This is a genomic window from Corynebacterium sp. H128 (assembly GCF_037482625.1).
Taxonomy (GTDB): domain Bacteria; phylum Actinomycetota; class Actinomycetes; order Mycobacteriales; family Mycobacteriaceae; genus Corynebacterium.
Map to the genome: position 1 here is coordinate 1 of NZ_JBBHKW010000010.1, position 26,439 is coordinate 26,439.

Annotated in this window: 27 protein-coding genes; 12 read left to right on the forward strand and 15 right to left on the reverse strand. The window is 54.1% G+C overall.

Annotated features, from left to right (window positions below; genetic code table 11):
* Nucleotides 1-254: 254 nt before the first annotated feature.
* Nucleotides 255-2,300, reverse strand: coding sequence for a DEAD/DEAH box helicase (locus WG915_RS09440; RefSeq protein ID WP_339565130.1), 2,046 nt, complete (start codon nt 2,298-2,300; stop codon nt 255-257).
* A gap of 177 nt (nt 2,301-2,477) precedes the next feature.
* Here WG915_RS09440 and WG915_RS09445 point away from each other — a divergent pair, with 177 nt between their 5' ends.
* From WG915_RS09445 to WG915_RS09455, 3 genes are all read left to right on the forward strand, one after another.
* Nucleotides 2,478-3,071, forward strand: coding sequence for a hypothetical protein (locus WG915_RS09445; RefSeq protein WP_339565131.1), 594 nt, complete (start codon nt 2,478-2,480; stop codon nt 3,069-3,071).
* A complete protein-coding gene (locus WG915_RS09450; protein WP_339565132.1) occupies nt 3,064-3,411 on the forward strand; it encodes a hypothetical protein in 348 nt (115 codons plus the stop codon). The genes WG915_RS09445 and WG915_RS09450 overlap by 8 nt, the downstream gene beginning before the upstream one ends.
* Nucleotides 3,412-3,488: 77 nt before the next feature.
* Entirely contained in the window at nt 3,489-4,877 is a 1,389-nt protein-coding gene (locus tag WG915_RS09455) for an amino acid permease (RefSeq protein ID WP_339565133.1), read from the forward strand.
* A 127-nt stretch (nt 4,878-5,004) separates the two neighbouring features.
* Here WG915_RS09455 and WG915_RS09460 read toward each other — a convergent pair whose 3' ends face one another.
* Nucleotides 5,005-5,874, reverse strand: a complete 870-nt coding sequence (locus WG915_RS09460) for an MFS transporter (protein WP_339565134.1) — start codon at nt 5,872-5,874, stop codon at nt 5,005-5,007.
* Nucleotides 5,875-6,416: 542 nt separating this feature from the next.
* On the opposite strand from WG915_RS09460, the gene WG915_RS09465 reads away from it, so the two are divergent.
* The 3 genes from WG915_RS09465 (at nt 6,417) to WG915_RS09475 (ending at nt 10,447) form a co-directional block, all read left to right on the forward strand.
* Complete coding sequence (locus tag WG915_RS09465; protein WP_339565135.1) at nt 6,417-7,508, forward strand: DNA cytosine methyltransferase; 1,092 nt, start codon at nt 6,417-6,419, stop codon at nt 7,506-7,508.
* A 78-nt stretch (nt 7,509-7,586) separates the two neighbouring features.
* On the forward strand, nt 7,587-8,558 hold the full coding sequence (locus WG915_RS09470) for a restriction endonuclease PLD domain-containing protein (protein ID WP_339565136.1): 972 nt from the start codon (nt 7,587-7,589) through the stop codon (nt 8,556-8,558).
* A gap of 2 nt (nt 8,559-8,560) precedes the next feature.
* Nucleotides 8,561-10,447 carry a Z1 domain-containing protein gene (locus WG915_RS09475; protein WP_339565137.1) on the forward strand — a complete coding sequence of 629 codons (1,887 nt, stop codon included), beginning with the start codon at nt 8,561-8,563 and terminating at the stop codon, nt 10,445-10,447.
* A gap of 104 nt (nt 10,448-10,551) precedes the next feature.
* Here WG915_RS09475 and WG915_RS09480 read toward each other — a convergent pair whose 3' ends face one another.
* The 4 genes from WG915_RS09480 to WG915_RS09495 all read right to left on the reverse strand — a co-directional run bounded on the left by WG915_RS09480 (nt 10,552) and on the right by WG915_RS09495 (nt 15,597).
* Nucleotides 10,552-11,307, reverse strand: a complete 756-nt coding sequence (locus WG915_RS09480) for a DUF6339 family protein (protein ID WP_339565138.1) — start codon at nt 11,305-11,307, stop codon at nt 10,552-10,554.
* Nucleotides 11,294-12,157, reverse strand: coding sequence for a hypothetical protein (locus WG915_RS09485; RefSeq protein WP_339565139.1), 864 nt, complete (start codon nt 12,155-12,157; stop codon nt 11,294-11,296). The genes WG915_RS09480 and WG915_RS09485 overlap by 14 nt, the downstream gene beginning before the upstream one ends.
* The gene (locus WG915_RS09490) at nt 12,157-14,049 is read right to left on the reverse strand and encodes a hypothetical protein (RefSeq protein WP_339565140.1); all 1,893 of its coding nucleotides are present in this window, start codon (nt 14,047-14,049) and stop codon (nt 12,157-12,159) included. Before WG915_RS09490 ends, WG915_RS09485 begins: the two co-directional genes overlap by 1 nt.
* 333 nt (nt 14,050-14,382) lie before the next feature.
* Nucleotides 14,383-15,597, reverse strand: coding sequence for an MFS transporter (locus WG915_RS09495; protein WP_339565141.1), 1,215 nt, complete (start codon nt 15,595-15,597; stop codon nt 14,383-14,385).
* A gap of 102 nt (nt 15,598-15,699) precedes the next feature.
* Here WG915_RS09495 and WG915_RS09500 point away from each other — a divergent pair, with 102 nt between their 5' ends.
* The gene (locus tag WG915_RS09500) at nt 15,700-16,194 is read left to right on the forward strand and encodes a hypothetical protein (protein ID WP_339565142.1); all 495 of its coding nucleotides are present in this window, start codon (nt 15,700-15,702) and stop codon (nt 16,192-16,194) included.
* Between the two features lie 41 nt (nt 16,195-16,235).
* On the opposite strand, the gene WG915_RS09505 is transcribed toward WG915_RS09500, so the two are convergent.
* Entirely contained in the window at nt 16,236-16,979 is a 744-nt protein-coding gene (locus WG915_RS09505) for an HAD-IIB family hydrolase (RefSeq protein ID WP_339565143.1), read from the reverse strand.
* 214 nt (nt 16,980-17,193) lie between these two features.
* On the opposite strand from WG915_RS09505, the gene WG915_RS09510 reads away from it, so the two are divergent.
* Nucleotides 17,194-17,748, forward strand: coding sequence for an ArsR/SmtB family transcription factor (locus tag WG915_RS09510; RefSeq protein WP_339565144.1), 555 nt, complete (start codon nt 17,194-17,196; stop codon nt 17,746-17,748).
* Nucleotides 17,745-18,578: a M23 family metallopeptidase gene (locus tag WG915_RS09515; protein WP_339565145.1), complete on the forward strand. Its 834-nt coding sequence runs from the start codon at nt 17,745-17,747 to the stop codon at nt 18,576-18,578. The genes WG915_RS09510 and WG915_RS09515 overlap by 4 nt, the downstream gene beginning before the upstream one ends.
* A gap of 315 nt (nt 18,579-18,893) precedes the next feature.
* Here WG915_RS09515 and WG915_RS09520 read toward each other — a convergent pair whose 3' ends face one another.
* Nucleotides 18,894-19,400 carry a hypothetical protein gene (locus WG915_RS09520; RefSeq protein WP_339565146.1) on the reverse strand — a complete coding sequence of 169 codons (507 nt, stop codon included), beginning with the start codon at nt 19,398-19,400 and terminating at the stop codon, nt 18,894-18,896.
* Nucleotides 19,401-19,800: 400 nt separating this feature from the next.
* On the opposite strand from WG915_RS09520, the gene WG915_RS09525 reads away from it, so the two are divergent.
* Complete coding sequence (locus WG915_RS09525; protein WP_339565147.1) at nt 19,801-20,526, forward strand: SGNH/GDSL hydrolase family protein; 726 nt, start codon at nt 19,801-19,803, stop codon at nt 20,524-20,526.
* 279 nt (nt 20,527-20,805) lie between these two features.
* Here the strand turns inward: WG915_RS09525 and WG915_RS09530 are convergent, their stop codons facing one another.
* From WG915_RS09530 to WG915_RS09550, 6 genes are all read right to left on the reverse strand, one after another.
* A complete protein-coding gene (locus WG915_RS09530; RefSeq protein WP_339565148.1) occupies nt 20,806-21,186 on the reverse strand; it encodes a hypothetical protein in 381 nt (126 codons plus the stop codon).
* A complete protein-coding gene (locus WG915_RS09535; RefSeq protein ID WP_339565149.1) occupies nt 21,183-21,560 on the reverse strand; it encodes a hypothetical protein in 378 nt (125 codons plus the stop codon). Before WG915_RS09535 ends, WG915_RS09530 begins: the two co-directional genes overlap by 4 nt.
* Nucleotides 21,561-21,686: 126 nt before the next feature.
* Nucleotides 21,687-22,643, reverse strand: a complete 957-nt coding sequence (locus WG915_RS09540; RefSeq protein WP_339565150.1) for a ketopantoate reductase family protein — start codon at nt 22,641-22,643, stop codon at nt 21,687-21,689.
* Nucleotides 22,644-22,805: 162 nt separating this feature from the next.
* On the reverse strand, nt 22,806-23,099 hold the full coding sequence (locus WG915_RS09545; protein ID WP_339565151.1) for a hypothetical protein: 294 nt from the start codon (nt 23,097-23,099) through the stop codon (nt 22,806-22,808).
* Entirely contained in the window at nt 22,984-23,610 is a 627-nt protein-coding gene (locus WG915_RS11635) for a WapI family immunity protein (RefSeq protein WP_445227819.1), read from the reverse strand. Before WG915_RS11635 ends, WG915_RS09545 begins: the two co-directional genes overlap by 116 nt.
* A 187-nt stretch (nt 23,611-23,797) precedes the next feature.
* Nucleotides 23,798-24,229: a MarR family winged helix-turn-helix transcriptional regulator gene (locus WG915_RS09550; RefSeq protein WP_339565152.1), complete on the reverse strand. Its 432-nt coding sequence runs from the start codon at nt 24,227-24,229 to the stop codon at nt 23,798-23,800.
* Between the two features lie 60 nt (nt 24,230-24,289).
* On the opposite strand from WG915_RS09550, the gene WG915_RS09555 reads away from it, so the two are divergent.
* Nucleotides 24,290-24,652: a VOC family protein gene (locus tag WG915_RS09555; protein ID WP_339565153.1), complete on the forward strand. Its 363-nt coding sequence runs from the start codon at nt 24,290-24,292 to the stop codon at nt 24,650-24,652.
* 98 nt (nt 24,653-24,750) lie between these two features.
* Nucleotides 24,751-25,401, forward strand: coding sequence for a PhzF family phenazine biosynthesis protein (locus WG915_RS09560; RefSeq protein WP_339565154.1), 651 nt, complete (start codon nt 24,751-24,753; stop codon nt 25,399-25,401).
* 117 nt (nt 25,402-25,518) lie between these two features.
* Here the strand turns inward: WG915_RS09560 and WG915_RS09565 are convergent, their stop codons facing one another.
* Nucleotides 25,519-26,355, reverse strand: a complete 837-nt coding sequence (locus tag WG915_RS09565; protein WP_339565155.1) for a hypothetical protein — start codon at nt 26,353-26,355, stop codon at nt 25,519-25,521.
* Nucleotides 26,356-26,439: the final 84 nt, after the last annotated feature.

Genomic DNA, 26,439 nt, shown 5'->3' on the forward strand with positions numbered 1-26,439 from the left:
GACCACAGTTACCCGTCGGCCGGCAAGCACCGAAGCCACCGCATGGTCCCTTATCTTCTGTGTTGATCGTTGAACCACCACGAACCACCTTTCTGGTTTGTGGTGCATTCACAGCTTGACACCGCCCAGGATGCCCCCAACCCCCAAAACCAACCACCTGCAAAGTTCGGCAACAAGGGTTCGCCAACAACCCCAACGCAAAAGCACCGACCCCCGATAAAGGGAGCCGGCGCTAGAGAAAACTACGAAACTACTTAGCGATCGCCACGAAATCCGCCGCGTCCACCGCGGAAGCCACCGCGATCATTACGGTCATCTCGGTTGCCTCGGTGTCCGCGATCATCACGATCTCGGCCGCCACGGTAGCCACCACGGCCACCACTTTCTTCCCGATTTTCCCGGCCACCACGGTAACCACGGCGATCATCGCGGCTGCGACGACCGTCAGAGTCCCGATTACGGAAGCCACCGCGTGGTCCCATATCGGCGCCTGGAGCAGCCTCAATGTGGATCAGCTGACCGGAGATGCGGGTGTCTGCTAGGCGCTCCAGCACGGAGGTCGGCATGTTCTTAGGCAGCTCGACTAGCGTGTGGTCAACGGCGATGGTGATGCGACCGAAGTCCTTGGAATTCAGGCCGCCCTCGTTCGCCAGCGCGCCAACGATGGCACCCGGGCGCACGTTCTGGCGCTTACCGACGGCCAGCTTGTACACTTCCATGTCCTCGCTGGAACGCTCGAAACGATCCCCGCCGCCACGTGGGCCACGGTCTTCACGATCAAAGCGGTCACGTCCACGGCGGTCATCCCGCTCGGGGCGATCGTTGCGCTCACGGCGACGCTCTGGTGGGAGTTCTTTGAGCAGGAAGTCGTCGCCAGCTTGTGCTTGAGTAGCCAGCGCTGCGGCGATGTCCTCGAGAGGCACGTCGTGTTCCTCGGAGTATTCCTTGACCAGGTTGCGGAACAGCGAGATCTGGGAATCTTCCAAAGACTCCGTGATCGAGTCAGCGAACTTCGCCTTGCGAGATTCATTGACTTCGTCGACAGTCGGCAGTTCCATTTCGATGAGGGTCGCGTTGGTGGCCCGCTCGATGGAACGCAGCATACGGCGCTCACGAGGGGTCACAAACAGGATCGCCTCGCCGGAGCGGCCTGCACGGCCGGTGCGGCCGATGCGGTGCACGTAGGACTCGGTGTCGTGCGGGATGTCGAAGTTGAACACGTGCGTGATGCGTTCAACGTCGAGGCCACGGGCAGCGACGTCGGTAGCCACGAGGATGTCCAGGCGACCGTCCTTGAGCTGATCCACGGTGCGCTCGCGCTGTGCCTGTGCGATGTCGCCGTTGATGGCGGCAGCGGAGAAGCCACGGGCGCGCAGCTTTTCGGCTACTTCTTCGGTTTCATGCTTGGTGCGCACGAACATGATCATGGCTTCAAACTCGGTGACCTCGAGGATGCGGGTCAGCGCGTCGAGCTTGTTGCGGTGCGAGACGTTGAGGAATCGCTGCGTGATGTTCGTGTTGGTGCGAGTCTCGGACTTAACCGTGATCTCTGCAGGGTTGTTCAGGTACTGCTTGGACAGGCGGCGGATGCCGTTTGGCATCGTTGCAGAGAAGAGGGCTACTTGCTTCTCTTCTGGGGTGTCTTCGAGGATGCGTTCCACATCTTCTTGGAAGCCCATGTTGAGCATCTCGTCTGCTTCGTCGAGCACCAGGAAGCGCAGGCCGGAGATGTCCAGCGTGCCCTTCTTCAGGTGGTCGATGACGCGACCTGGGGTGCCCACGATGATCTGTGCACCGCGGCGCAGACCGGATAGCTGGATGCCATAAGCCTGGCCACCGTAAATTGGCAGCACGTTGATGCCACCGAGGTGATCAGCAAACTCCTGGAAGGCATCTGCAACCTGCAGTGCCAGCTCGCGAGTTGGCGCCAGTACCAGCGCTTGTGGCGCACGGACAGACTTATCAATACGGGAAAGCACAGGCAGCGCGAAGGCTGCGGTTTTACCGGTACCTGTCTGGGCCAGTCCGACGACGTCGCGGCCTTCCATGAGGACAGGGATTGTCTCTGACTGAATTGGGGACGGGGTTTCGTATCCGACCTTGGCGATTGCCTTCAGCACTTCTGCAGGCAGTCCTAGGTTTTCAAACCCTTGCGTGGAGTCGTCCTCAGAAGTGTTCGCATCCCTGATGTCTTCTGCAGCCTGATCGGCTACGACATCCTGCGAATTATCCTGAGATTCCGACGTTGTAATATTTTCCAGCTCTTGTTCGCCGCTGGCAACGTTCTCGATGTTACTCATTGTCTCCCCACGGTACGCTATCTGCAGCATTTTTGCGAAGCCAACGCTGCAGCGCATGCTCCGTCGCAGTGCAACCTCGCTTCTTGCGACTGAAAAAGTGGTGGCTACAAGTGGGCTGCGCAGCATCCCGACCCCCGCTAGAATACTGCGCAAGCACTGCTCAATGAGGAGGTCAGGATGCCTGCACGCGGCACCGCCAGCGCTACGCTAACTGTCGTGGTGCTGTTTGTATCTCTCTTGGCAGGCACGGCGATCGGCTTAGTGATTAATTTTTACCGCTCCTACCAATCGAGTATTGACAGGGCTTATAGCGATCTTGCCGAGCAACACGAGGTCGTCGAGTTTGCTAAAGGGTTTGTGCACAACACCCCGGAACCGTGGGTGCTAGAGGATGCCTGGCATTTCGGCGGCACCACCACTTTTGATATGTCGCTATCCCCTACCACCGCGGCAGCGCTGCCAGCGCACTGGGACGAGCTGGAGTCAGTGCTCCCGAAGATTGGCCCGAACACCGTGGTTCACACCACCTCAATAGTGGATTCGCAGCGCATGACCATCGTGGGCATTGACCGGCAGCGCTGGGAGCAGCTTGCCCCTGTGCTTGCTGAAATTCCTCCGGCGGAGTCGATCTACATCCCGATGTATTACGAGGAAGTTTTCGTCTGCCCACCTGCAGAGGTTGATCCGGCGTTCCGCTCGCACCTGGCTGGGCTGGCGGAGCAGCATGACATTGCGATTCAGCTCAACCCAAAGGCGTGCTCGCATGCGTAAGTGGCTGGCACCGATCTTCTTTTTCGCGCCGATACTGGCGTTTTCTCTCATCCCTTACGAGATGGAGGACCCCGCGTTGGACCCGGCCCGGGAGGTGGCAGCGGCGGCGCAAGCGATCGACGACGCGCTCCCCGATGGCTCCTACGCCTACATCGATAATGACCATCACTACCGTGTGGTCGTTCGATGCACGCATCCCTCCCCCGCTTCTGAGGCGCCGCGGCTCTACGCCGAGTGCAGTGCGCTTGCCGACGCCCACATGCCTAGCGCTCGCCCACACCGAGTCATTGTGGTGACCAAGCAGGATGAAAACTACGCCACCTACGCCCCCGCACCCTGAATGTATTTTTTCAATCCACTGAATAACATGTAGGATTTGGGCTGATCTCACCCCTCTCAAATACCTAGAAGGCAGATATGTCTACACAGGCCACAGCCCCTGCACCACTCCCACGCGGAGCTGGACTCAAAGCGCGACACATTCATTTCATTGCGTTGGGCTCGGCCATCGGCACTGGCCTGTTCTACGGCTCGGCTGGCGCTATTCAGGCCGCCGGTCCGTCAGTGTTGTTGGTATATCTCCTCGGCGGCGCGGTGGTCTATTTCATGCTGCGCGCCTTGGGCGAGATGGCAGTCCACCTCCCGGTTACCGGCTCCTTTGCTGATTATGCACGCCGCTACCTTGGTGGTTGGTCTGGCTATATTACTGGCTGGATGTACGCCTTCGAGATGGTCATCGTCTGTCTAGCGGACCTTACCGCCATCGCGGTGTATATGAAGTTCTGGTTCCCGGATTCACCGCAGTGGATTTGGGTGGCGGTGACTTTGCTGATCGTGGGTGCCGCGAACCTTGCTAGCGCTCGCTGGTTTGGCGAGCTTGAATTCGGCATGACGATCATCAAGGTAACCGCCGTAGTGGCCATGATCATCGGTGGCGCCGCAATCCTCATCTTCGGCCTGGGCAGCGGTTCCCAGCATGTGGGGGTGGACAATCTGTGGAATGACGGCGGCTTTATGCCACATGGTTTCGGTGGCATGATTTCGGCCTTCATCCTGGTCCTCTTTGCGTTCGGCGGCACAGAGATTATCGGTGTGACCGCTTCTGAGGCGGAGAAGCCGGAGAAGTCCATCCCGGAGGCCGTCAACACCGTCCCGGTCCGCATCCTGCTGTTCTACGTTTTGGCGATCTTCGTGATCGTGGCGATCAACCCGTGGCGCACCATCACTGGCGACGAGTCCCCCTTCGTCCAGATTTTCACCGCATTGGGCGTTAACTGGGCCGCTGCACTGCTCAACGTGGTGGTCATCTCTGCCGCGCTTTCCGCCATCAACTCGGATCTCTTCGGTGCCGGCCGCGTGATCACCGGCATGGCACGCACCAACCACGCCCCGAAGTTCATGGCGACGACCAAGCGTGGCGTGCCCGTCATGACCACCATTGCCCTGCTCATCGTCCTCGTCATCGGTGTGGCGCTGAACTACTTCTTGCCGGAATCGGTCTTCGAGACGGTCGCCGCCCTGGCCACCTTTGCCACCGTCTTTGTATGGCTGATGATCCTGCTGGCGCAGGTTGCTTCTCGACGCCACATGTCTGCCACCGAGCAAGCTGCGCTGAAGTTCCCAGTTCCACTGTGGCCATACGGCCAGTACTTCGCCATCGCATTCATTATCTTCACCTTCGGCATCATGGCCTGGCAGCCAGATTTCCATTCCGCACTCATCGTGGGCGTGGCATTCACTCTGGTTATGACGGGGCTGTACTTTGCCACCGGGGCTTCCAAGAGCCAGAGCGCCCCGGCTGAATAGCCAGCCCTCCCCTAGCTTGAACAAGCACCCACGACCGCAGGAACAAGTCCTCCTGGTCCTGGGTGCTAATTTTTCACTTGAAGCCACCGCTTGAAAACTCCTCTAAGCGGGAGCTTTTCGACGCCGGCTAAGTCTTGCGCCGTGCTGGGAACATCAGGGTACAGATAGCGCCGATGACGGTTGCCACAGCAAACACCATGAAGGCATCTGACGCGCCGAGCCCCATCGTGATGAGAATCCCGCCCAGAGCTGGGCCTGCGATGCCACCAAGTCGACCAAATCCAGAGGACCAAGACATGGAAGCTTGGCGAGCCTGGGTGGGGTAATAATTCGAGGTCATGCCGTAGATCAAAATTTGGGTGCCGGTACAGCCCATTCCGGTGAGCGCGACTGCAGAATACATTACAGCCGGCACCGTCAGATATGGCATGGCAAACATACAGAGCGCGGCGGTGGCGAAGGTGAAGACGATGACCGGCTTCGGCCCAATCATGTCAGCGACTTTCGAGGTTGCGAGTGCGCCAACAGCAGCACCAAAATTCAGCGCAACCAAGGTATAGAGGGAACCGCTAGCGGACATACCATTGGCCTTCATGATTTGCGGCAGCCAAGTATTGAGGCCGTATGTAGCCATGATGGCCATGAAACTCATGATGCCGATCAAGACAGTGGGAACTAAATACTTGCCAGAGAAGATCGCCCCGAAGCCAATCTTTTCCTTCTTCACCACTTCACCTGAGTGAGTTTCCTCAAGGACCACCTTTTCCGCAACGAATTGGGATTTAGGAAAGTCGAACTTTTCGCAGATCGCGTTGGCTTCATCGCGGCGCCCCATGGCCGTGAGCCAACGCGGAGATTCCGGAAGCATTACTAGAGCCATCGGGAACAAAAACAGGATCGGGCTTGCGCCAATAAGGAACAGGCCACGCCAGCCAATGAGGTCTTGGAACCAGATGGCAGACAGAGAGGCTACAACGCCGCCGATTGGAATACCCACGGCAAGGCGCACCCCCTACAACACGCTGTGCGTGCTGGCACCGGCGGGAATGGCAGTGGAAACTATCGGTAGCAAGTTCATGGTTTTGGCGGTATCCGACGATCAGACGGCCAGAACCTAGTACTCAAAGTCACGACGTTCGCAATGTGCAAACACTCTCAAGATCGAATGTGCTCGGGCTGCTCTATGCCGGCAGACTAAAGATCGTCATCTCCCCCGTGGAGACTGCCACTCGAGAGGTCTCCCGCGTCGAGGCCAGACGGTCGGACGACAACGTACTGCACATGACCAGCTGAACCTGCGCTTATCGAGGGCGTTAATGCTTGGAAAGTTTAAGTAGGCTAGCGCATTCCAAAGCCAATCTCTAGCCAACTTCCAAGAAACGACGCGACGCTTGGACCACGAGACGCCGATGGGGGTAGGGTGTCCCTAGGAAACGTACGACAATAGCACGTTTGTTCCAATTCAAAAGGGGAATGTCCTCCCTATGATGCATAGTGCATTTGTAGTGAATTTCGATCCCAGAGGCTAAAGGAAATATCGTGAACGCAAAACCTCGAGTAGTTTCAACTTTCGCTGGATGCGGAGGACTAGACCTCGGCTTCGAACTGGAAAACTTCCGGACCGTATGGGCAAACGACTTCTCTGAATTTGCCTGCGACACATATCGCCACAATATTGGCGACCACATTGTCCATGGCGACATTACTAAAATCGACCCGTTCAACGACAAAAGCATTCCAGATGCAGATGTGGTGACAGGCGGATTTCCCTGCCAAGACTTCTCGGTTATCTGGAAACGTCCGGGACTTGATGGTGAACGTGGAGGACTCTACAAGAATTTTCGCGACTTCGTCGCAGCCAAGCAGCCAAAAGTCTTCGTTGCGGAAAACGTAAAGGGGCTTCTGACCGCCAACAAGAAGATGGCAATCAAAACTATCGTAGAAGATCTGGAGTCACTAGAACCCGGATACATCGTAAAACCTCGCCTATACAATTTCGCTGAATACGGTGTACCCCAATTTCGCGAACGTGTATTGATCGTAGGCATTCGACTCGATACAGGCTTCAATTTCAAGCACCCAAAGCCCACTCATGGCCCACGCGGCGATCAGCCATACCTGACCGCCGGAAAAGCACTCGAAGGAGTCGAGTCAGCCAAGTTCAACAACGAACTCATGCGACAAATGCCTCGAACTCGAAAGATCATCGAAATGATCCCAGAGGGGGGAAACTTCACGGACATTCCGAAAGACCATGAGTTCTATGTAAAAGGAATGATCAGCCACGTCTACAGAAGAATCCACCGAAACGAACCAGCAAAAACGATTATCGCTGCAGGCGGAGGGGGAACATGGGGATACCACTATCCCGAGCCACGAGCACTCACAAACCGCGAAAGGGCACGACTACAATCCTTCCCGGACTGGTTCGAGTTCCTAGGTTCCACAACCGAAGTACGACGCCAAATCGGCAATGCGGTTCCGCCAGAAGGCGTTCGACCTTTGGCCAAGCGAATTCACACGCTCTTCAAAGGCGATTACGAACCAGTTGATCTTTCAAAAGAGAAGACTCATTTGGAATCACTGTCAATCGCTGAAAGGCTCCGACTCTCAGAAGAAGAAGTCAATTAGATGTGCAGTTTACGACTATCGTTTACATCTGCAAATCCAAAATTCAGAGAACTTGAATTTTGCAAATACTTCTGGGACATGGCTGCTGCAGCCAAACGAATAGACATCGCTGTTGGATATATCAACCCAGGAGCCTTAGCTGACATTTCAGGATTTCTGCATGACTACCCCAAAACCGAGCTCCGGATGCTTGTTGGAATGCAATACTTGGAAGGATTTACCCAACCACAAATTGATGCACTCGAAAAGCTGAATGAACAACTCCAGGGTCGAATGGAAAGCTCTCTCCTAGTTTCAACACGAGTCAAATACCACGGAAAAGTTTACCACTTTACCGAGGAAGATACCTCAGAATCTGCATATATCGGGAGTGCAAATTTAGCTGCGATTCAGGATGCGTATCGATCCACATTTGAGGCTGGCGTTGTCATAACATCTGAAGCCTACGATATTGGCGAATATTTGAAATCACACGTCTTTCCACTGGGAACTGAATTCGATACTCTCGAAATCCAGGCTACTTGCACCGAGACCACTCCATTGGAGAATTTGGTGCGAGACCGGTTAGTCGAGAAAATTCCAGAAGGAGAACCTAAGGAGCTTACCAAGTATCAACCGAAGTTCTCATACGAAATCCCTTTAAAAGACACGCCATCCAGCAATCTTAACTGCTTTTTCGGCAAGGGACGTGAACACAAGCCAACCGGCAAAATTTTACGTCGCCCTTGGTACGAAGTCGAGTTAATCCCCGGCGTTGAAATTACTCGACAAGAAGGCTACCCCCAGAACAAGGCTCGCTTTGAAGTTGTGACTGACGACGGCTATTCATTCGAATGCAATGTGAATGGCCAAAATGGAAACAAGAATTTTCGGTCGTCAGAATCACTGTCGATTCTCGGTACTTTCCTTAAAGGAAGACTCGAAGCGCAAGGAGTTCTGAAGGTGGGCGAACCCGTCACCAAAGAACATCTGGAGAAATACGGACGTTCGACAGTTAACTTATCGTATTATGAAGAGACAGGCCGCTGGATCCTCGATTTTAGGAATTAGGAATGCTCGAATTAAACGCTCATTACCAGGCATACCTCGAGAGGTTTTCTGATCTGAAGTATCGACAAGCTGTAGAGAAAACAGCTGAAGACTTCAGTCAAAATGTTCTGGATGGTTTTGACTTTTTTTCATCCAAGCAGTGCTTGATGTACGGAGATGTACAAAGCGGAAAAACATCCCATGTGATGGGCGTTATTGGCAAAGCCATCGAAGCTGGGTTTGAAGTAATTATGTTCTTAACTTCAGACAACACTCGATTGGTAGATCAATCGTTCGATCGCATTGACGACACTTTCCCTTATGTTTCGGTCTTGCGCTCTGACGATGATCGTCGCTTCAACAATAATCTAAAGCGTAAAAGTGATCGTAAGCCGATGATTATTGTGCTCAATAAGAACAAATCTGTACTGACAAGTTGGAAACGCAGATTTCAAGCAACCGGAATTCTCCATGGCATGCCACTATTTATCGTCGATGATGAAGCCGATGCTGCAAGCCTCAATAATAAGGTCAATTCAGGTGAGGTGACAGCGATTAACGAGCTGTTAACTGAAATTCGGAGGCTATCCACTGCTTGTGTCTACCTCCAAGTAACCGGGACTCCCCAAGCGATCATCTTGCAGTCCCAACTTCATGGTTGGCGACCCGACTATGTATTTTCATTCGACCCTGGTCCGAGCTACATTGGCGGTAATCTACTTTTTGGCACAGACTACGAAAAATATGTGAAAGTATATCCGCCGTCCGAGGAATCCGAGCAACGCGAATTTTCATCACAGATATTTTGCCATCTCGTAACCTCAGGCATTTCAAGACTTGACGGTCTCGAATGTTGCAATATGCTCATCCACCAAAGTCGTTTCAAAACTCAGCATAGTGAGGCGGCAAAGATGGCTAATAAGCTTATAGACAGTTACAAGCAGGAATGTTTTACAGAATCGTTTCTCAACTCGGTGAAGGAGTGCCTGGACACTCGCTATCCACTTTACGATCATTCCAAGCACAGTTCGTCTGACGTCGTTCGCGCAGTTCAAGACAATTTCAATGATGGAATGGTTAAAGTTCTTACAGTAAACTCCGAGTCAGAAATCTCAGACGATGACAATACAATCGAGCGAGGCATCAACATAATAATTGGAGGAGACTCCCTCGGCCGGGGACTCACTATACCTGCACTTCAGACAGTCTTATACTCACGACCAACTAAATCACCTAACGCGGATACCCTTTGGCAGCATGCACGCATGTTTGGTTACGATCGCAGGGCCGAACTCTTGAACATCTCATTGCCTGGACCAATTTTCAAAGCATTCCGCGAGGTGAACGAAGGAAATGAGGCAATTAAGCGCCAAATTTCTAAGAATTCCAATATCGACGAAATTGGGGTTATTCTTGACAAATCTATCAATCCAACTCGAACCTCTGTAGTGTTTAATTCGGCTACTCGCAAAATTGTAGGTGGCGTAAATTACTTCGCTTCGGATCCAAGGATCAAAGACTTCCGACATTTGGATGCACTGTTGAGGAAGTTCAAGAACGATCAAGAATCGTTCATGGTTTCGCTCAAGGCACTTTCCACAATTCTTGACTATTTCGAAACTGATTCTGAAGATTTCCCAATTCAAGGATATCAGTCAATACTCAACGATTTGCACAACAAGGACCCACGCAACCTAGGTGAGCTCTTGATCAGAACTGGCCGGCAAGTCAGTCAAGGGAAGGGAACACTGCTTTCACCTAACGACCGTAAGATCGCTGATGAGGTTAAGCAACACGTAATTCTGATCTTGTACCGAATCGAGGGACCGTTGGGGTGGAGTTCAGATCCAGTTTGGGTTCCGAATATTAAGTTCCCCGAGAACAAAGTACATTATCGTTCTGTTCTTTGATGAGACTTCAAGTGGATTCACCGATGTCGTCATAGCATTTGGACACTCCAGATGGGCGAAAAAGGTTTGTACCTGGCATTTTGTTGTCACGTACAAACCTGTGATTAATCCTGCTCCATCAGATGAACAACTGACGATCTGAGTATGTGTCTCAGTTCAGCCGGCTCAAATGTATCTAGATTCTGATAGCCTGCAATTGCATTCGTTTCTCGTGCGATGCTCTTGATAATCTCCTTATTTTTGGTGCCTTCATATTCCGCCGCAACCTCACAGATGGCCCACCGCACTACCTCAGATGAACCGATTTCGTTTTCAAGAATGTTTTGAACGCGGTCTTGTTTTTCAAGAACCCACTTGGTAAATGCAAACTCGTCTGAGTTCTTGGCAGAGAGGGAGTATTCCTTTTTCGGATCGAAGGTCAGGTATGCCACCCACCAAAGACGTGCTATCCCGTGCCGAATCAACTTCCTTCTCGAACTGTTGGTCAGCATCCAACGGTTTTCAATTGTTTTCTTGAAGTTTTCTTTTTCACCTAATGGCCAACGCTGCCACATGTAGCTTCTAAAAGGAACCAAAGCAAGATACGTCCACAAACGAATGTCGGAAGCGTTTGCACGGTCTAGGTCCCCAACGGCCTCGAAAAGAGAGATCGCAGATTCAGAATCGAATTTGCTATTTGGACGTAGGTCTTCTCCAAAACTGATAGGCTGTGGCAAACGCAATAGGTATTTCGGATCTCTTGCTAGATCATCCACGTAAGCGAAGAACTCGTCTGCGCAGTCAACTCGGTCCAGTTTGATTGCCAGAAGAACGACCGCGTCTTCAGTAAAAATACTTTCAACTTCGTTACTCACCATCATCCGTCATACCTTCCAGTTTTGCCATGAAACCAACAATTGGGAATTGGAGAATTTCCTGAGCTGCCTTAAATGATTCCTCGTAGTTCAGCGAACGTGAATCGAGCATTTGCTTGATGGTCCGATACCAAATAAAGTCCTGCTCATCTACGAAATCCGGCATTTTTTCGCTCATTGCAATCTTATCGATGGTGCCAATTAGGGCAGGTAGTATCACACAATTGATAGCAAATTCCGGCATATCGGGATGTGCCGAAAGAAAATCCGCAGTTTCAGTTGGAATAAGTAGGGTGATCTGTTCTTCGTTTGAAAAACTAATTTCCATGCGCTTCTTCAAGCGGTCATCAGGCACCAGACGAAAACATGAACCTAGTGGCGGATCAAGAGGATCGTAGCTCTTTGCTGCATCGAATCTAATCATTCCTCCGTCTGCAAGCACATCGCCACGCTTTAGTGAAAAGGTTGCATCGCCGTACTCACTATGCTGCCTCTGCCATTTGAAGAAGTCTTCTGGCACTGTTGACAGAAGCAAGAACTGAGCATCGACATTTCCACGCAAATCACGTTGGTCAAACGAAATCTCGTACTTGCCACCGTTCGTCTTTCTGCTCTTAGGCTGCAGCAACAAGGTCTGATTGTAAAAGGTTGTCGCACAGCTCACCTTGACTGCCACGATAGCTAGTTCTTTGTCCATTCGCTCCAGGACATCTGGGTCATCCGTTTGAAGCTCAAACTGCAACTCCACAAAGTCGGTGTCACAAGAAATCACCACGTTGAATACACGAAACGTCGAATTCACGTCGTCCAAATTGCCAAGAACAGGGTGCGGATAAGAACCGTTAGAGTTTGACATCACTGAACCTCCAGTCTGAAGCGACGATCATTTCTGAACTTGATCCGAAGCTCAGTGGCATGCTTTGGGCCTCTCAACCTAATGTCCTTCAGCACATTTCCAGCAATTTGAATTTCGGAAATCCCAGTCGAAGTTTCTAGATTGACATATTCGATTGGCAAATTATATGAATTATCGGGTCGTCCATCGCTTCCAATCGCTACAAGCGCCAAGTCGCCTCGAATTTCCTCCTTCGAGTGAATTTTAAACACGGTTTCCTTGGTTGCAGCATCCGCCCAGGATCGAATCGAAAGCCTTCCACCATCAATTCGGCCATTTCCTTCTCCGGCAGCGCCAGCTCCAGGCAGATCTCCCCCCTTTTGCTTCCGATTGCCTTCACCTCCGGATTTCTTACCTTGATCTATTTCATTGTCTCCGGGGGAATATGCCAATTCATGAACTTTGGCGGCGCGTCTGACGGGTGAATTTGTCTCAGGTGCTTCTTGTTTGCGATGCCCAGAGACACGAGCAGACTCCTGCTTATCAGGTTCACCAATTGATGGCGTACCGCCCTTAACCTGAAGAGACTCCGAAGTGCGGGCAAAATTCATTACTGGAAGGTACTTCTCAAGACCTTCAATTTTAATCTCCTTTCCAACTTCGGTTTTGATTCGAGCACGCAAGCTGTCCAGTATGAACTTCCGGATCGCCTTATGAACTTTTTCACCACCGGAAGTTCGATCGGTTTGCCAATTGTCATGGCTCGGCGCTTCCAAGCTACGAAGCAACTCATTGCCCACTGGGTTTTCGCAAATAAAGACGGCTGCATACTTTGCTTGAATTGCAGTAGAAGAGTATTCTTTGATTCTCATCAGAGGACTTCGCATTGCAACGGTGTGCAGCTTCTTTGGCAATTGGTCGTCAAACCGAACGAGCAGCTTAACTTCTCCGAGGTACGGGATTTCTCTGATTGTGGGCGACTCATCTTGCAATGCCTCGACAAACGGACGAACTTCGTCTAAGTGACGAACGTGTTCCTCCAAGGTTTCGCCGCTCAACTTCCAAGTTCCGTTCGGTGAGCGTCCCTCGACAATCAAATTCCCTTGGAAAATTGCAGCGAAAAAGTTCTTGCAAAATGCATCTCTGATTTGAAGCAACTCTGGATCCTCCTCTGCCGCTTCATATCCAAGAATGTAGGTATCTGTTCCCGGGCTAGTACGCATTGCAAACGGTCCCACTGGGGCTGGATTTCTTAGATAACGAACGTCGTCATCTAGATCTAAATCCATGAATAGACCAGCTGCTTCGTACCGATTTTTGTTCTCATCAGCATGAGTTGCCAACTGGCTGTAACCAGCGAATACAACATCCTTAGCCTCCTCTGCCAAAGAAGTCCACAGAACCGTATGAAGTGTGGAAGCCAAAGGCCCAACAGCCGAGCCAATACCGAAGCTGCCTCCACCTCCATCACGCTTGACACTGATGCCTGCGCCTCTGGTCAGGGCGAAAAGTGGACTCTCCTGGTCATCATTACTCTCGCTACCTTTGAGACCAACCGTGCCGTAGTCGCTGATTCGCAGAACAGGTACTGTCGGCTTTTCCACTTCTTGCCCAGCCCGTTGAAGCCGTGTTTGCTTTCCATCTTTGCTTCGAGTTGCTTTATCAGCCCACTTGATGTGATTTTTCAAGTTCTCAAAATCAGGAATACTGCTGGTGTTCATTTTCGCGAGCTCGAGGACCAAGCGAACCGCATTTTCGTCATTCGCCCGAGCATCAATTGAATTCTGGCCAAGCTCGCGTGCGAGAGCTTCAGCGAGCTTCATTCCTTTGAAGTGCTCTTCTTCAGCAGATTTGTCCCCGTGAGTGCGTCCTCGGCTCGACCGTTCGAAATGGAATCCAAAATTGCTACCCATCGAAATCAACTCTCCTCTCTGAAGGAATCTGTGGGTCGAACATTGCTTTTACTTCACGAAGCTCACGTTCCAATGGTTCAAACAAGTTCTTCACATCCTCCGGTTCGAAGTCATAGTTCTTAGTGTTCGATAGGTTGCCTAGAAGCCTAATTTCGCGAAGCATTCGCTCTCCGCGACTTTTTCCCAGCCTCTTGAACCGCTCGTGCTTTGTTTCCGACACACTCTCACCTCTACAGATTAGCTACATATCGGATATCTAGACAATAGCTAACTGGATATTCCCTGTCAAGAGTTAAGATCCCATCAATTTGACGGATCATTTTGAGGCCATCACTACCCCGCAACCCGCGTAACCTTTCCGGCATTCCCCAACGTCTCTTTCCCATGGAAGATCCACACCAGTGCGGAGATCAATGCGACCCCGGAGCAAGCCAGGAACGCCGTAGAGTAGCCATAGACGTCGGCAAGCATGCCCACCAGGATCGGGCCGGTGATGGCGCCGAAGTCTTGCGCCATCTGGAAGTTTGCAAGGACTTTGCCACCGGAGCGTTCGTTGCCGATCAGGTCGGCGAGGGTTGCCTGCTGCGCCGGGTTGAGTAGTCCACCTCCGATGCCGGCGAGGAAACTGAAACCGATGACCATGGCTGAGGTCGTCGCAAAGCCCAGCACGCCGGTGAACACCAGGTTCACCAACAGCCCGGCGACGATCAACGGTTTGCGGCCGTTGCTGTCGGCTAGGCGTCCGGAGAATTGGATGGAGATTGCGCTGCCGAGGGCGAACGCGGCCATCGCGAGACCCGCGATCGCGCCGCCTTTGTGGAAGATCGAGGCGGCAAAGAGTGGGAGGATCGCCACGCGGACGCCAAAGTTGACCCAGCCGTTAGCAAAGCCCGATAGCAAAACTGCCTGGTAGGACGGATTGCTGATCACCTCGTTGACCTGCATCGCAGGGATCGTCACCTTGACGGTTTCCACCGCGTCTGGCTTCGGGCGCAGCATCGTGCCGACGAATCCGGTGACCACCAGCAGCGCCACTCCGTAAATCAGAAATGGGACGCGCATACCCAGTGGCTCCACCAGCGCTCCCAGCACCGGACCGAGCACATTACCGATCAGGAACGCCGAAGCATAAGCCGAAGACGCCTTGCCGCGAATGTTTGGCGGAGAATGCTGCACAATAAAGCCCATCGCGGACACGGTGAACATCGTAGAACCAACCCCGCCGAGCAGCCGCAGCACAATGATGTGCCAAAACTCCTGCGTAAAAGCGATGCTGCCGCTGGTCACCGCCACAATCACTAGCCCCAGCATGTAGACCCGCCGGCTACCGAGCTTATCGACGGCCCTGCCTGAGGACGGCGCAAAGAGCAGCCGCGAAAGCGCGAACACCGAAACGACTGCGCTGGCGGCAGCGGCGGAAACATCAAAGCTACGGGCAAATTGGGGCAAGATCGGCGCGATTATGCCGAAGCCAAGAGCGATGACGAAGGCACCGCTGACCAGGACCCAGATCTCATAGGGGATTTTATCTGTGCTTTTTGTTGACATTGCACCCTATAGGCTAGCCCTTCCCCTCCGACTGAGCACATTTCGAACGCCTGTTCTATACTGGTGGATAACATGTCCGCCTCCACCTCTAGAGTCAGAGCCATGAAAAGTCTAAACAACACAACCCACTTGCCCATCGACATCGCCGCAGCTACCAGCACCATTCGGTCCCGATGCGCAGATAGCCTTGACCTCATCGAGATGACTATCAAACATCCCCGTTCGCTCGCCCGCGAGACCGCTGCTTGGCGACCCCCAACACTTCGCATGCCTCCCCAGTTCGGACTCTCCCCTATCAATGTCACCATCACCCGGCGCCGCGTCGGACACCTAGCCCGCGCCCGAATCCGTGGCTACGGCGAATCACGGACTCCCGCCTACATGCTGATGCTGCGCCTCACTGCCACTGATGGACGGGTACTAGAACACGGCGAAGCAGAAGCCTGGCTGCGTGCAATCCTTCCCGATGCCGGCACGTATTCCATCCACGAACTCTCTGGGCTAGGTGCCCCAACCTATTGCTGGATCGTAGACCAACATTTCACGCCCATCGCTTCCCCATCATCACTATTTAAGACGGAGAAGTCAGCTGCTTAAAGATTGTCGAATACAAAGGTTGGGGATGCTCGCGCTGAACATTACCCAGCCAGCGATATCGCAAGGCGCTGAATTGCGTGCGCAACATCCTCCACAGCAAGATGATGATCAGCGAAATCAAGTGCGTCATGGTTGCCCACGCAATAGCTCACTCCCGCCCGTTCAAGCATGAGCATATCGTTTGCGTCATTGCCAAATGCGACATACCTCCGATCAGCAATACCAAGTCTGCAGATCGCATCATGCTTCGTAATCCCAGCGGGAGCGATGTCAATAATGCTCTCGTCAGGGTGAACCGTGAAACTCAGCGAGGTTCTCCCCAACTCTTCAATAACGGCGGAGTCCTCAGTAAACAAAACTACTTTGGAGTAGGTCGCAATCTGATCGCGCGCTACATTCTTAGCTAGCCTTCCGGCATCCAATTGCCGGAAGATGCGGTGGGAGCTGTCGCCACTAAAGGAATAGTCCCAATCGCCGTCGACTAGCACCCTCAAGCCATGTTCCTCGATGATTGCGTCCAGAGCCTGCCGCCCTTCCCGCGCAATACCAAGCACCGTCAACTGCCCACCATCTCGCAGAAAAGCGCCATTGCCTCCGATCAAGGCACAGTCGTGAAGATCCTCGGGCAGCACCGGGAGCAAATCGCGGACAGGGCGAGCAGACGCAAACACTACCCTGACTTGCTCTCTTAGACTTCGCAATGCTGTGACAATCTCAGGAGACACGGACGTGCCATTAAAGCAGATCGTGCCATCAACATCGAAAACCACAGCATCCATAGCCATTAGTAAACCTTTCGCATTTTCATAGCCCCTAATACGAACTTTGTTGCACCGCCATACTCGACGGCGCGACAACCTAAGGTACCAAACCAAACCTCAGCCAAACGCAGGCTGCTACCGCCTGCAGCCATCCCGATCTCGAACATGACAAACTCCAGTTGAAAAATCGACCCGATTCCAAATTTACGTAATTTCGAACTTTCGCTATATTGACATCATGGCTACACAAACGGACCTAGAGGAACTCAACACCAGAGTCACACTGCTAGAGCAGCGGCTCACCGCTATCGAAAATCAGGATGAAGCTGCCGAAACTCATAGCACCAGTTCAGCAGAATCTCCCCAACAACGCGGCACCAGCGACCACCTCTGGGCCCTACACGGCCTAAAGGAACGCGAAGGCGAGAGTAATGGCGGGACGGTTATGGTCGTAGGCTCCATCAATCTCCCCAGCACTGGCCCAGTTTCGTGGCAAATTGGCGCCCACGCCGAAGAATTCCTCCACGACTACTGGGACGAGGCAGCCACAGTACTAGACGCGCTAGCCCACCCGGTGCGGTTACGCATCCTAAAAGAAGTGCTTGAAGGGCGAATGCATACTGCAAAAGAACTCGCAGAGTCTGAATCAATGGGATCAAAAGGTCAGGTGTACCACCACCTCAGAGTCCTCGTCTCAGCAGGATGGCTCCGCTCAGGCCCCGGAGGAAAGCACGCCGTTCCCACCGAACGAGTTGTCCCACTTCTCACCACCCTGTTGGGAGCTCGCCGATGATACGCACTGTTAAAGCGCTATACACGTGGCTCATTTGGGTCTTTTTCCTGCTCGTATTGGCGAGCCTCTTATTTCCGATCTCCTGGTGGCTAGTGTTCTTCCCGCTCATCCTCGCAATCGTGACCCCGTCACCACGCGCAGACCGGCAGCCACCACGAACCATCCGACCACCAGTGATCGGTCGCTGGATCACTGGTAATAGTCCTGCTAACAAAGTACCCAGTCATGGAGTCCGAACTCTCGGCCAGGCTTTCGCTATCGACATTCTCCAATCACCGAATTCCCCCGAAAGGACTTCACCAGGTTGGGCACTGCGCCAAGCCCCGCCGGAAGACTACGCCTGTTTTGGTCAACCAGTGCTCGCCAGTAGCTCAGGAACTGTCGTCGCCAAGCTCGACAAAATGCACGATCATCGAGCTCGAAATACCTGGCCCGGGCTGATCTTCATGATGTCGATCGAAGCCTTCGTGAGAGGACTAGCGAGTCCTCGATTCACCCTCGGAAACCACGTAATTATTGATCATGGCGATGGCGCGTTCAGCCTTTACGCCCACCTAAAACACGGATCCGTCAGCATCACTACAGGTCAACAAGTTCAAGCAGGTGACTTTCTTGGTCAGGTCGGAAATACTGGCAACTCCAGCGAGCCGCATCTCCATTTCCAGCTAATGGATCGAGCGAACCCCACAATGGCTGCTGGCCTACCATTCCGATGGGCTCACATCACTACCGATCCGGAGCCAGATCCATACTGGACTCCTAAGAAGCCAGCTCTTGAGCAAGTTGCAGGCTTGCCAGCGACGGGACAGGTTTTCCATTGCCCTGGTTAGGTTGGTTCATCGCTACACGTTCTCCCTCCAGCCATCGGAAGTCCAAGAAGGCATAACCGGCAGAAAGCTGTAGCCAATTGTCCCGGCGGCGCAACTAAGTGCTCCCGCAACCGAATTGGGAATCAGAGGTCTCCTCGGACTTCAGCCGCTGCTTGCACACGAGTCCTGGAAAGCAGGTGTCGGCGCGATGCGACGACTATCCTGCACCACTACGCGCGCACGTCCACCAATCGGGAAAGCCGTCAGCAGACTCATATGCCCGAAATCGACATTGCCCAAGACACCGTAAAACTCCGCACAGATTTACACGGCGCGCTACTCGAGCGACTCAGCCACACCAATGTCGAGCGCAGCATATGCAGCACGCATCTCTGTTGCCACGTCAACCCCCGTGCACTCGATCTGACTCAACGTTGGTTGTCGCCCGTTCGTGTGCGCACTGTACCCAGAGACTGCTTCAACGTCCTTCGCACTGACCTCACGCGCGAGGATTAACTCGAAGCTCTGCGACTCAAAAACCAGGAACACTGCAGTGTCAAAATCGAAACTACGAAACGGACTGAACTTGCCCTTCTTGCCACCCATCCGCCTACCCATGGCCTTGACCTGAATCCTGTGTCCTCCGGGGGTGGTGACATCATGCGACTTTGTAGAATTCGGCTCGAGGATACCGCCACGAGCAGCAAGAACCACTTGTTCAGCGATGTCCCCTAGAGGCTTGTTGTTAGTGCGCACCAAGCCCCGCTGTCGCAACTCTGCGACAATGGCAGCTTCCGTTTGGAGCAGCTCCTTCACACGAAGCTTGGATACGTCAGGTAGCATCGGTTCCTCCCTTTCCACCAAAGGCTTGTCCACGACGGAATTCCACCGATCCACAAAACCATAAATCATTACGAGACAGGGCGTGAACAACTCCGAACAACCCGCACACTGTTTTCGCGTCGGATCCCGGAGTGCGACTAGTCGCTCCTGCAAGCACAGCACTCGCGTGTCTACGAAAGTACTGCAGCCAGCTTCGCCTGCATCGCAGAGCCAAACAAACCCCAACTAGGAACCACCGACCTTGAAAGCTTGAACTACGCGTTAAAGCGGAACTAGACCGAATTCCGATGGATAGAACCATCTGGCGAGCACGCCTCACCATGGCTCCGACTCTGTGTCAACCATGAGCGGAGCCTCCTGCCACACGAAGTGGGCGGAAGCGGCTATGTACCATGATCACATGCAGAAGCGAAACATCCTATGCGTGGGAGACAGCCTCACCCGCGGTGGAGTCGGATGGTCATACGTCCATTTCTCCGAACACCGGGAGTGTCTTCGCAACGAAGGCGTCGATGGCAACACATTGTGGGGGCTCACGCAAAGACTCCCCCTCCTACTCCACTCCATCCGAGCAGAGTCAGTCTGCATTATTGGCATCGGCACGAACGACACACTGCTCCCCCACCTGGCAACTGTTCGCGGTTGGAAGACATCGATGTCCGTGCGTAGCACCAAGATGCATTGCATCCGCGACGACTCAGCGTTCGCCCACGCATACCGCAACATGCTGAACATCGTGACGAACGCAGGTCTTACGCCGGTGATCCTTGGCCTGCCACTCACAGAGATGGAGGACTACCCCATCGCGGAGCACGAGGCCAGGAATCTGCTTCTTCGCCAGATCGCGGCCGACGACGGGCACTCCTTCGTAGATACCGCCGCAGCGATGAGACGAGCAGTCGCATCAGCTGAGCGTACTATCCGCTGGTCAAGAACTCCCATCCCGCGCATCATCGATGCGGCCACCATGCAGACGGTTCCCGCAACCAAGGACATGTGGGCGCATCACCGGCAGCTCAATCTCACCGTCGACGGAGTTCACTGGTCCAGCAAAACTGCGAAGGCCGTCGCATCGGAAGTGGACGTTGCACTCCGAGCACTGAAGACCAAAGGCACCCAGTCCTAACCGGATGACCGCCTGCATGTTGAAGCGGAACTCCACCGCATTCCGATGGATGCGGCCATCATGCGACGAGACCGAGCGGGTCGCCGCCTGGCAGCCTGAATACGCCGTATTCAGCCGTAGGAGATACGGACACCATGCCAGTGCGCATGAGCGGACAGGATGTCGCCCTCGTCCGCAAGTTCGAGGGGCGTCACCGTCAATACTTTCCCTCATAGTTGCCGCAACCCGACCTAAGTCAAAAGCGCAAGAGAACTGTCGGTTGGCCACAATATCGCCCGCTTACAGACTCGAACGCAGATTATGGATACGCGGATAGTGCGTTGCGTTGATTTCGGGCTCCCACGTGGGTGCATGCTGGAGAGCAAGTTCTACAAGCTCGGGTGGAGTGACAACCCTGTACTTTGCTGCCTGATCGAAAGGCGGATGGGTAAGCTCGGCGACGTGCTTTGACGTTTCCTGACCGTCAGCTTTACGGACTACCGGGCCCCAGACATACACACTCTCTAAATTCCATCGGCCATCAGAGTAGCCCCAATGGGCAACCGCCTTCTTGATCAGAGCGCTCCGAGCCTTGATCGGGGCGATGAAGTCGACCGGCGAGAATTCTACTTTGACCTTGAGGAGAACCTGCGTTGTGGTTGAAATATGTTCGATGCTCACAGGCTTGACTCCCGCTCCGGATCGCGCTCATACGGAATCTCACTCATCTCCGGAACCCAGTCAGGCTTCCATTCAAGCGCAGCCGCCTCGATCTCCGCTGGCAGCGCAGGATTGGATGGGCGGGAAGAACTGAGCTTCGTCGCAAACGAGGCGGTCTGCTTGGAGTCCGACCCATCCTTTTTGATGTAAGGGCCAGAGAGTTGAATAAAATCAATGCACCAGTCGCTGCCAATGTAACGCCAGTACACCTCAGCCTCCGCGACACGAACTCGGAGACCATCGCGCTCAACTTCGACCCCCGACACAGCCAACGCCGTGTAGGCCTTTATCTCCACCCTAGCGAGCGGGGCATAAACCTTTGCCTCGAGACTCATACTCAAGGAGTCTACAGCTACACGTTGAAGCGAAACTCGACCTTATTCAGGTACAGATGAGCATGACACCCGACCGCACGGAGCCGCACCACGAACCTCGGAGCAACCGATCGATAGGCCAGTCCTTCAATTCGCAGAGGTTTGCCGTAACCAGCTGGACGTCACGGCCTGCTGCGCATCCAGCTCCGGTGTGGTCACCCCGAGTTGCCGTGCAGTAGTACAGATGTCATTCAGCCCGGTGATCCAGTCCGCCAGACCATGGCGCATATGGCCCGACACCATCCGAGCCGTTTCTGGTTGCTGGAACATGCCGCTCATCAGCTTGGCCACCACCGGAGTCGGCAGCCAGAACAGCGCCGCAGGCCAAAGCCGCCATGTCCCGATTCCTCGGCGTCGGCAAACGGTTAGGCCCTCCTTAAACGCGCGGACAAGTCTCGTGACGGCGGCCGGATCATGGACGAAGTTCTCGTAGCCGCCTGCCTCCAGCACAGGGGCCGCCGTCAAGGATTGCTGCATGCTGTGGACCGCCAACCAGCCAGCCATGTCCGACTGCCACCGCACATGCAGACCGGCAGACTCGAAGACACCCCGAACACTGTGGAGAATATCCCTCGTCATCGCTGTTGGTGCCTCCAAGATGGTGCCCTTCGGAAAGACGGTCACCTCAAGGCAGTGACCGTCCCGGCCACCGCCGATCTGTGACGGAAAGCCCAACAGATAGGCGCTACGCGGTAGCACCTGACCCAGCTCACCTTCGATGTCCCAATGATTCAGCATGAACACCGTCGGTATGCGCTCCACAAGTGGCGACACGACAGGCAGAACACTCGCCAGGTTGGCGCGATCGACCATGACCAACACCAGGTCGTAGCGATCCGCCACGGCAACCTCGGTAACTGCGGGGCGAAACGAACAGGTCTGGTCATCATGTTCAGTACGGAGATCATGCACAGCCAACTGAAAGTCATGGTCGTAGAAGCGCACCCGCTCGGGCCTCACCAGGAACGTCACCTCGTTCGCCTGAGACAGCAACCAGCCATGACTCAGCCCCATCGCCCCGGCACCGACAATGAGGATCCGCATGCCCCTTATTCTACGCCGCAACCTATCCATCCTGACCATGAAGCTGTGCCCTCAAACGAGCAATCCAGGCCAGAGAGCGAGCCCAGTGCCAACTGTCTGAGGTCAATTATTGAATCTGAACTCGACCGAGTTCCGATAGATACGGCCATGATACGGACGGGGTCACTGGTTACCACCCCGCACCGGAAACGTACGCAGGCCGTCTCCCCACTCGGTGGCAGCCGCTTCGATCACAGGAAGACCCATGCATAGTGGAACATAGTTCTCGAACCTGCCTGCAGCGCCAGCAACAACGAAAGGCGGCTCGGCTTCGAGAGACAAATAGACCCGGAGCTCAACATCATAGCCATCCAAGGGTGACGCGGCGAAGGCTAAGCAGGGCTCCACGAAATCGAGTGTCGGGCCCTGCACCTGGTCTGGGACAGATCCACACGCCACCCCCCTGGAGCCACTCATGGAGCTTGGCCGCCTCCCAAGTCATCAGACAGGTATCCATGAAGGAGTGATGGCGTCCGTCGCTCAACGTCAGGTCCCCGGAGACAATCAGCCAATTCGCGTCCCACCCATAAGCGCCCGGGGGCTGAGGATTCGGGAGCTCGCAGCCGTGCACAGCGAGAGTCAGCTGTGTCCCGTCCTTCGACCGCACTCGCATATGGCAACAGTACCCCCATCCCGTTGCGCGAAAGCGACAAACAACCCAAAGCCAGTGCGGGCTGGACCTGAACTCGACCACGTTCCGAAACCTCAGGCACCACTGAATTGGCAAAATTTCCAGCGTGACCCGAACCCCACACAATGCCAATAGCTCCGAATAGGAAGCTAGCATCCCTCCACCCGGCAAGCTGCGGAAGTGAAGCCCGCCGACCATTCCAGGTTGCAAGGCTGCCGCGAAAGGACGGACACTTGGCAAGTACGGTGTATGCACCACAACACTCCGCAAAATACACATCTCTGCAGACGGCGACATAGGATCGAAAGGCCCCTCAGACACTGTAGGGCTGGGATCAAAGTTCAGCCCTAATGCCAAGATCTAGAACGTGCACAAACCTGTTGTTCTACATAGCTCGTCACCAGCACAAGTTCGAAGAAATCACTCTGGACAAACTTGGTTCAATGCCTTAGCAACTAAACCAGCTCCGGCGCGCCCCTTTCCCCTAATCCAATTGATCCATGCACCTCAGCAACAGGCGCAGCAACTGGGATTGGTCCTTCTCGCTTAGGCCCGCAACCATCCTCTCCTCTACCTCCAACACGGCTTCCCGCGCAGGTGCAAGGCCATCCTCTCCTTGAGGGGTGATTTGAAAGGGGCGGACCCGACCCCCACCTGTCACGTCCACCGCTTGCACCCAACCATGCTTTTCCATGGTCTTGAGCATCACATTCATCGATTGTCGCGAGACGAAGGATGCTCGGGCCAGTTCAGCACTTGACTGCGCCCCTCTCTCATCCAGCACCTCCAAGCAAGCGTACTGAGCGACGGTTAAGCCTAAAGGTCGCAGCACATTCTCCATTTCAGCTCGCAGCAACACATCCACTTGTTTAAGGACGTAGCCGATGCGCCCTTCCAATTGCTCCAATTGACCCATGTCAACATAATGACATATGCTCACTGTCAAGATATTGACATCTATTCCTGAGGAGGAATTTTGAGCACTTTCGGCCCAGACTTTATCGGTCTCCAAGTTAGCGATCTTGAACGCTCCGCCACCTTCTATGAAAGGCACCTTGGCCTCACCCGTGGCCAAACCCGACCAGATGCCATTGTGTATTTCACCGAGCCAATCCCCATGGCACTTCGCACCCCGCTGCCACACACCGACCTAAGCGCGGGCCCTGTCGGCCTAGGCATCGCAGTATGGATTCGAGTCAGCAACACACGCGAACTCCACGATCGTCTAACAAAAGCCGGGGTCCAAGTTTTGACCAGTCCAAGCGAAAGCCCCTTCGGCCTTCATTTCACTTTCCGCGATCCCGACGGCTACGCCATCACCATCCACGACGGCCAATAGCTGCGATCCCTTCTATCAAGTCGGTATTTCGATCAGGCAGAAGGTAGCCACAATCAATGTGTTCCTGGCGTAATAGCCACTGCCTGTACTATCGAACCATGCCAACCCCGTTTCGCATCCGCGTATTTGTCGATGAGCTAGGTCGCTATGGCAGTCCGCTGCTTGTCATCATGAATTCAGCTTCACTCAGCGATGCCGAATGTCAGAGCATTGCTCGCGAATCTGGAACGAGTGAAACTGTCTACGTCGATGACACCAAGGATGGGAGCCTTCGCATCTTTGTACCTGCTGGGCGTATCCCCTTCGCTGGATATCCACTCATAGGTGCGGGATGGTTGCTACGGAATCTGGGATACCCACTTGATACGCTCAACACCGATGCGGGAAGTGTGCCAATCGAAGTCACCGAGGACGCCTGCGCCATCAGCACAGCACCAGGACGGGGCCTACCTTGGAAACTGATCCCCACTGCGTCGATTGTCGAACTAATGCGTCTCTCTGCTGCCGGCGAGAATCGCCATGATTACGCTTGGGCCTGGGCGGATGAAGCTACTGGACACGTGCGTGCCCGAGCGTTCACATCTGCCTCAGGCGCTCTCGAAGATGAAGCCACCGGATCTGCTGCAATCGAACTTTGCGCGGTTTTAGGCAGAGAACTAACTATCGCGCAAGGTAGTGGCTCATTAATACACGTAGAACCGACCGGATCAGTAGTCCGGCTCAGCGGACGCGTTATTCGAGAGCGATAAACTCTGCGCACATACAACTAGGGCGCCGAGAAGTCCTGATTAATCGCCCGCCGGCCTGAGATAAAAGCTCAGCCCGGCACTACCCTCATTAGCGACGCCCAGAGACCAGAAGAATAACTAGGACTTCACCTCAGGCTCGTCCTCATCCAGGTCTTCGAAGCCATCCTCGTCTTCGTCCTCATCGTCGAGGTCTTCCAGGTCATCTTCCTCAGCAAGCTCATCGGCGAAGATGTCATACACCTCGGGTTCAAACTCGTCTTCGTCGAAGGCGGTCAGCTGTGCTTCCCAGTCATCGGCCTGGTCAGCAGCCAAGGAGAGCACATCAAAGAGGCGATCGAAGTCGGTGAAGCTGCCGAGGTCGAGGATCTCGCTGACCTGGGTTGCTACGTCCTCTTGAATGTCTTCGAAGAGTCGGGCGCGGTCTTCATCGGAAATGTCGATGTCATCGTCGGCCTCCCAGACTTCGCTGATGGCTTCATCGATCATGTCCTCGTAGGTGGCATCCACCGAGACGAATGCAACGAAAGCGGTCGGCACGTCTTCGTGCACATCCACTAGCACCCGGACCTCAGAGTTTTCGGCCACGTCTGCGATCACCAGGTTCGGGTCATCTGTGCTCTGGTAGAACTCCAGATCAGTGATGCGCTCGTCGGTGCCGAGCAGTAGATCGCTAAGTAGCGTCACCACTTGATCCGTGGCTACATGTCGATTCACCGTGGTCAGGGCATCCTCAACGGAGAACACCACAGAGACCAAGACGGCTTCAAAATCTTCATCGTCTTCGTCCACGTCGGCGGCGGCCACATAGACATTTGCGGCCGGCAAGATGGGGTCAATCTCAACGAATTGGATTTCTAGTTCCGCGGTGATCGGGACGAACATGGTGTCGTCGTTGACTCGAGACTCAATGCCCTCCGCATCTAGCGCAGCAGCAATATCTTCAAAAAAGCTCATAACGTGACACGTTCCTTCCGAAACATCATCTGGGCCGGTCGCTGGCATACAAAGGATCCAACTCGCATCAGCCTAGTCGCAATC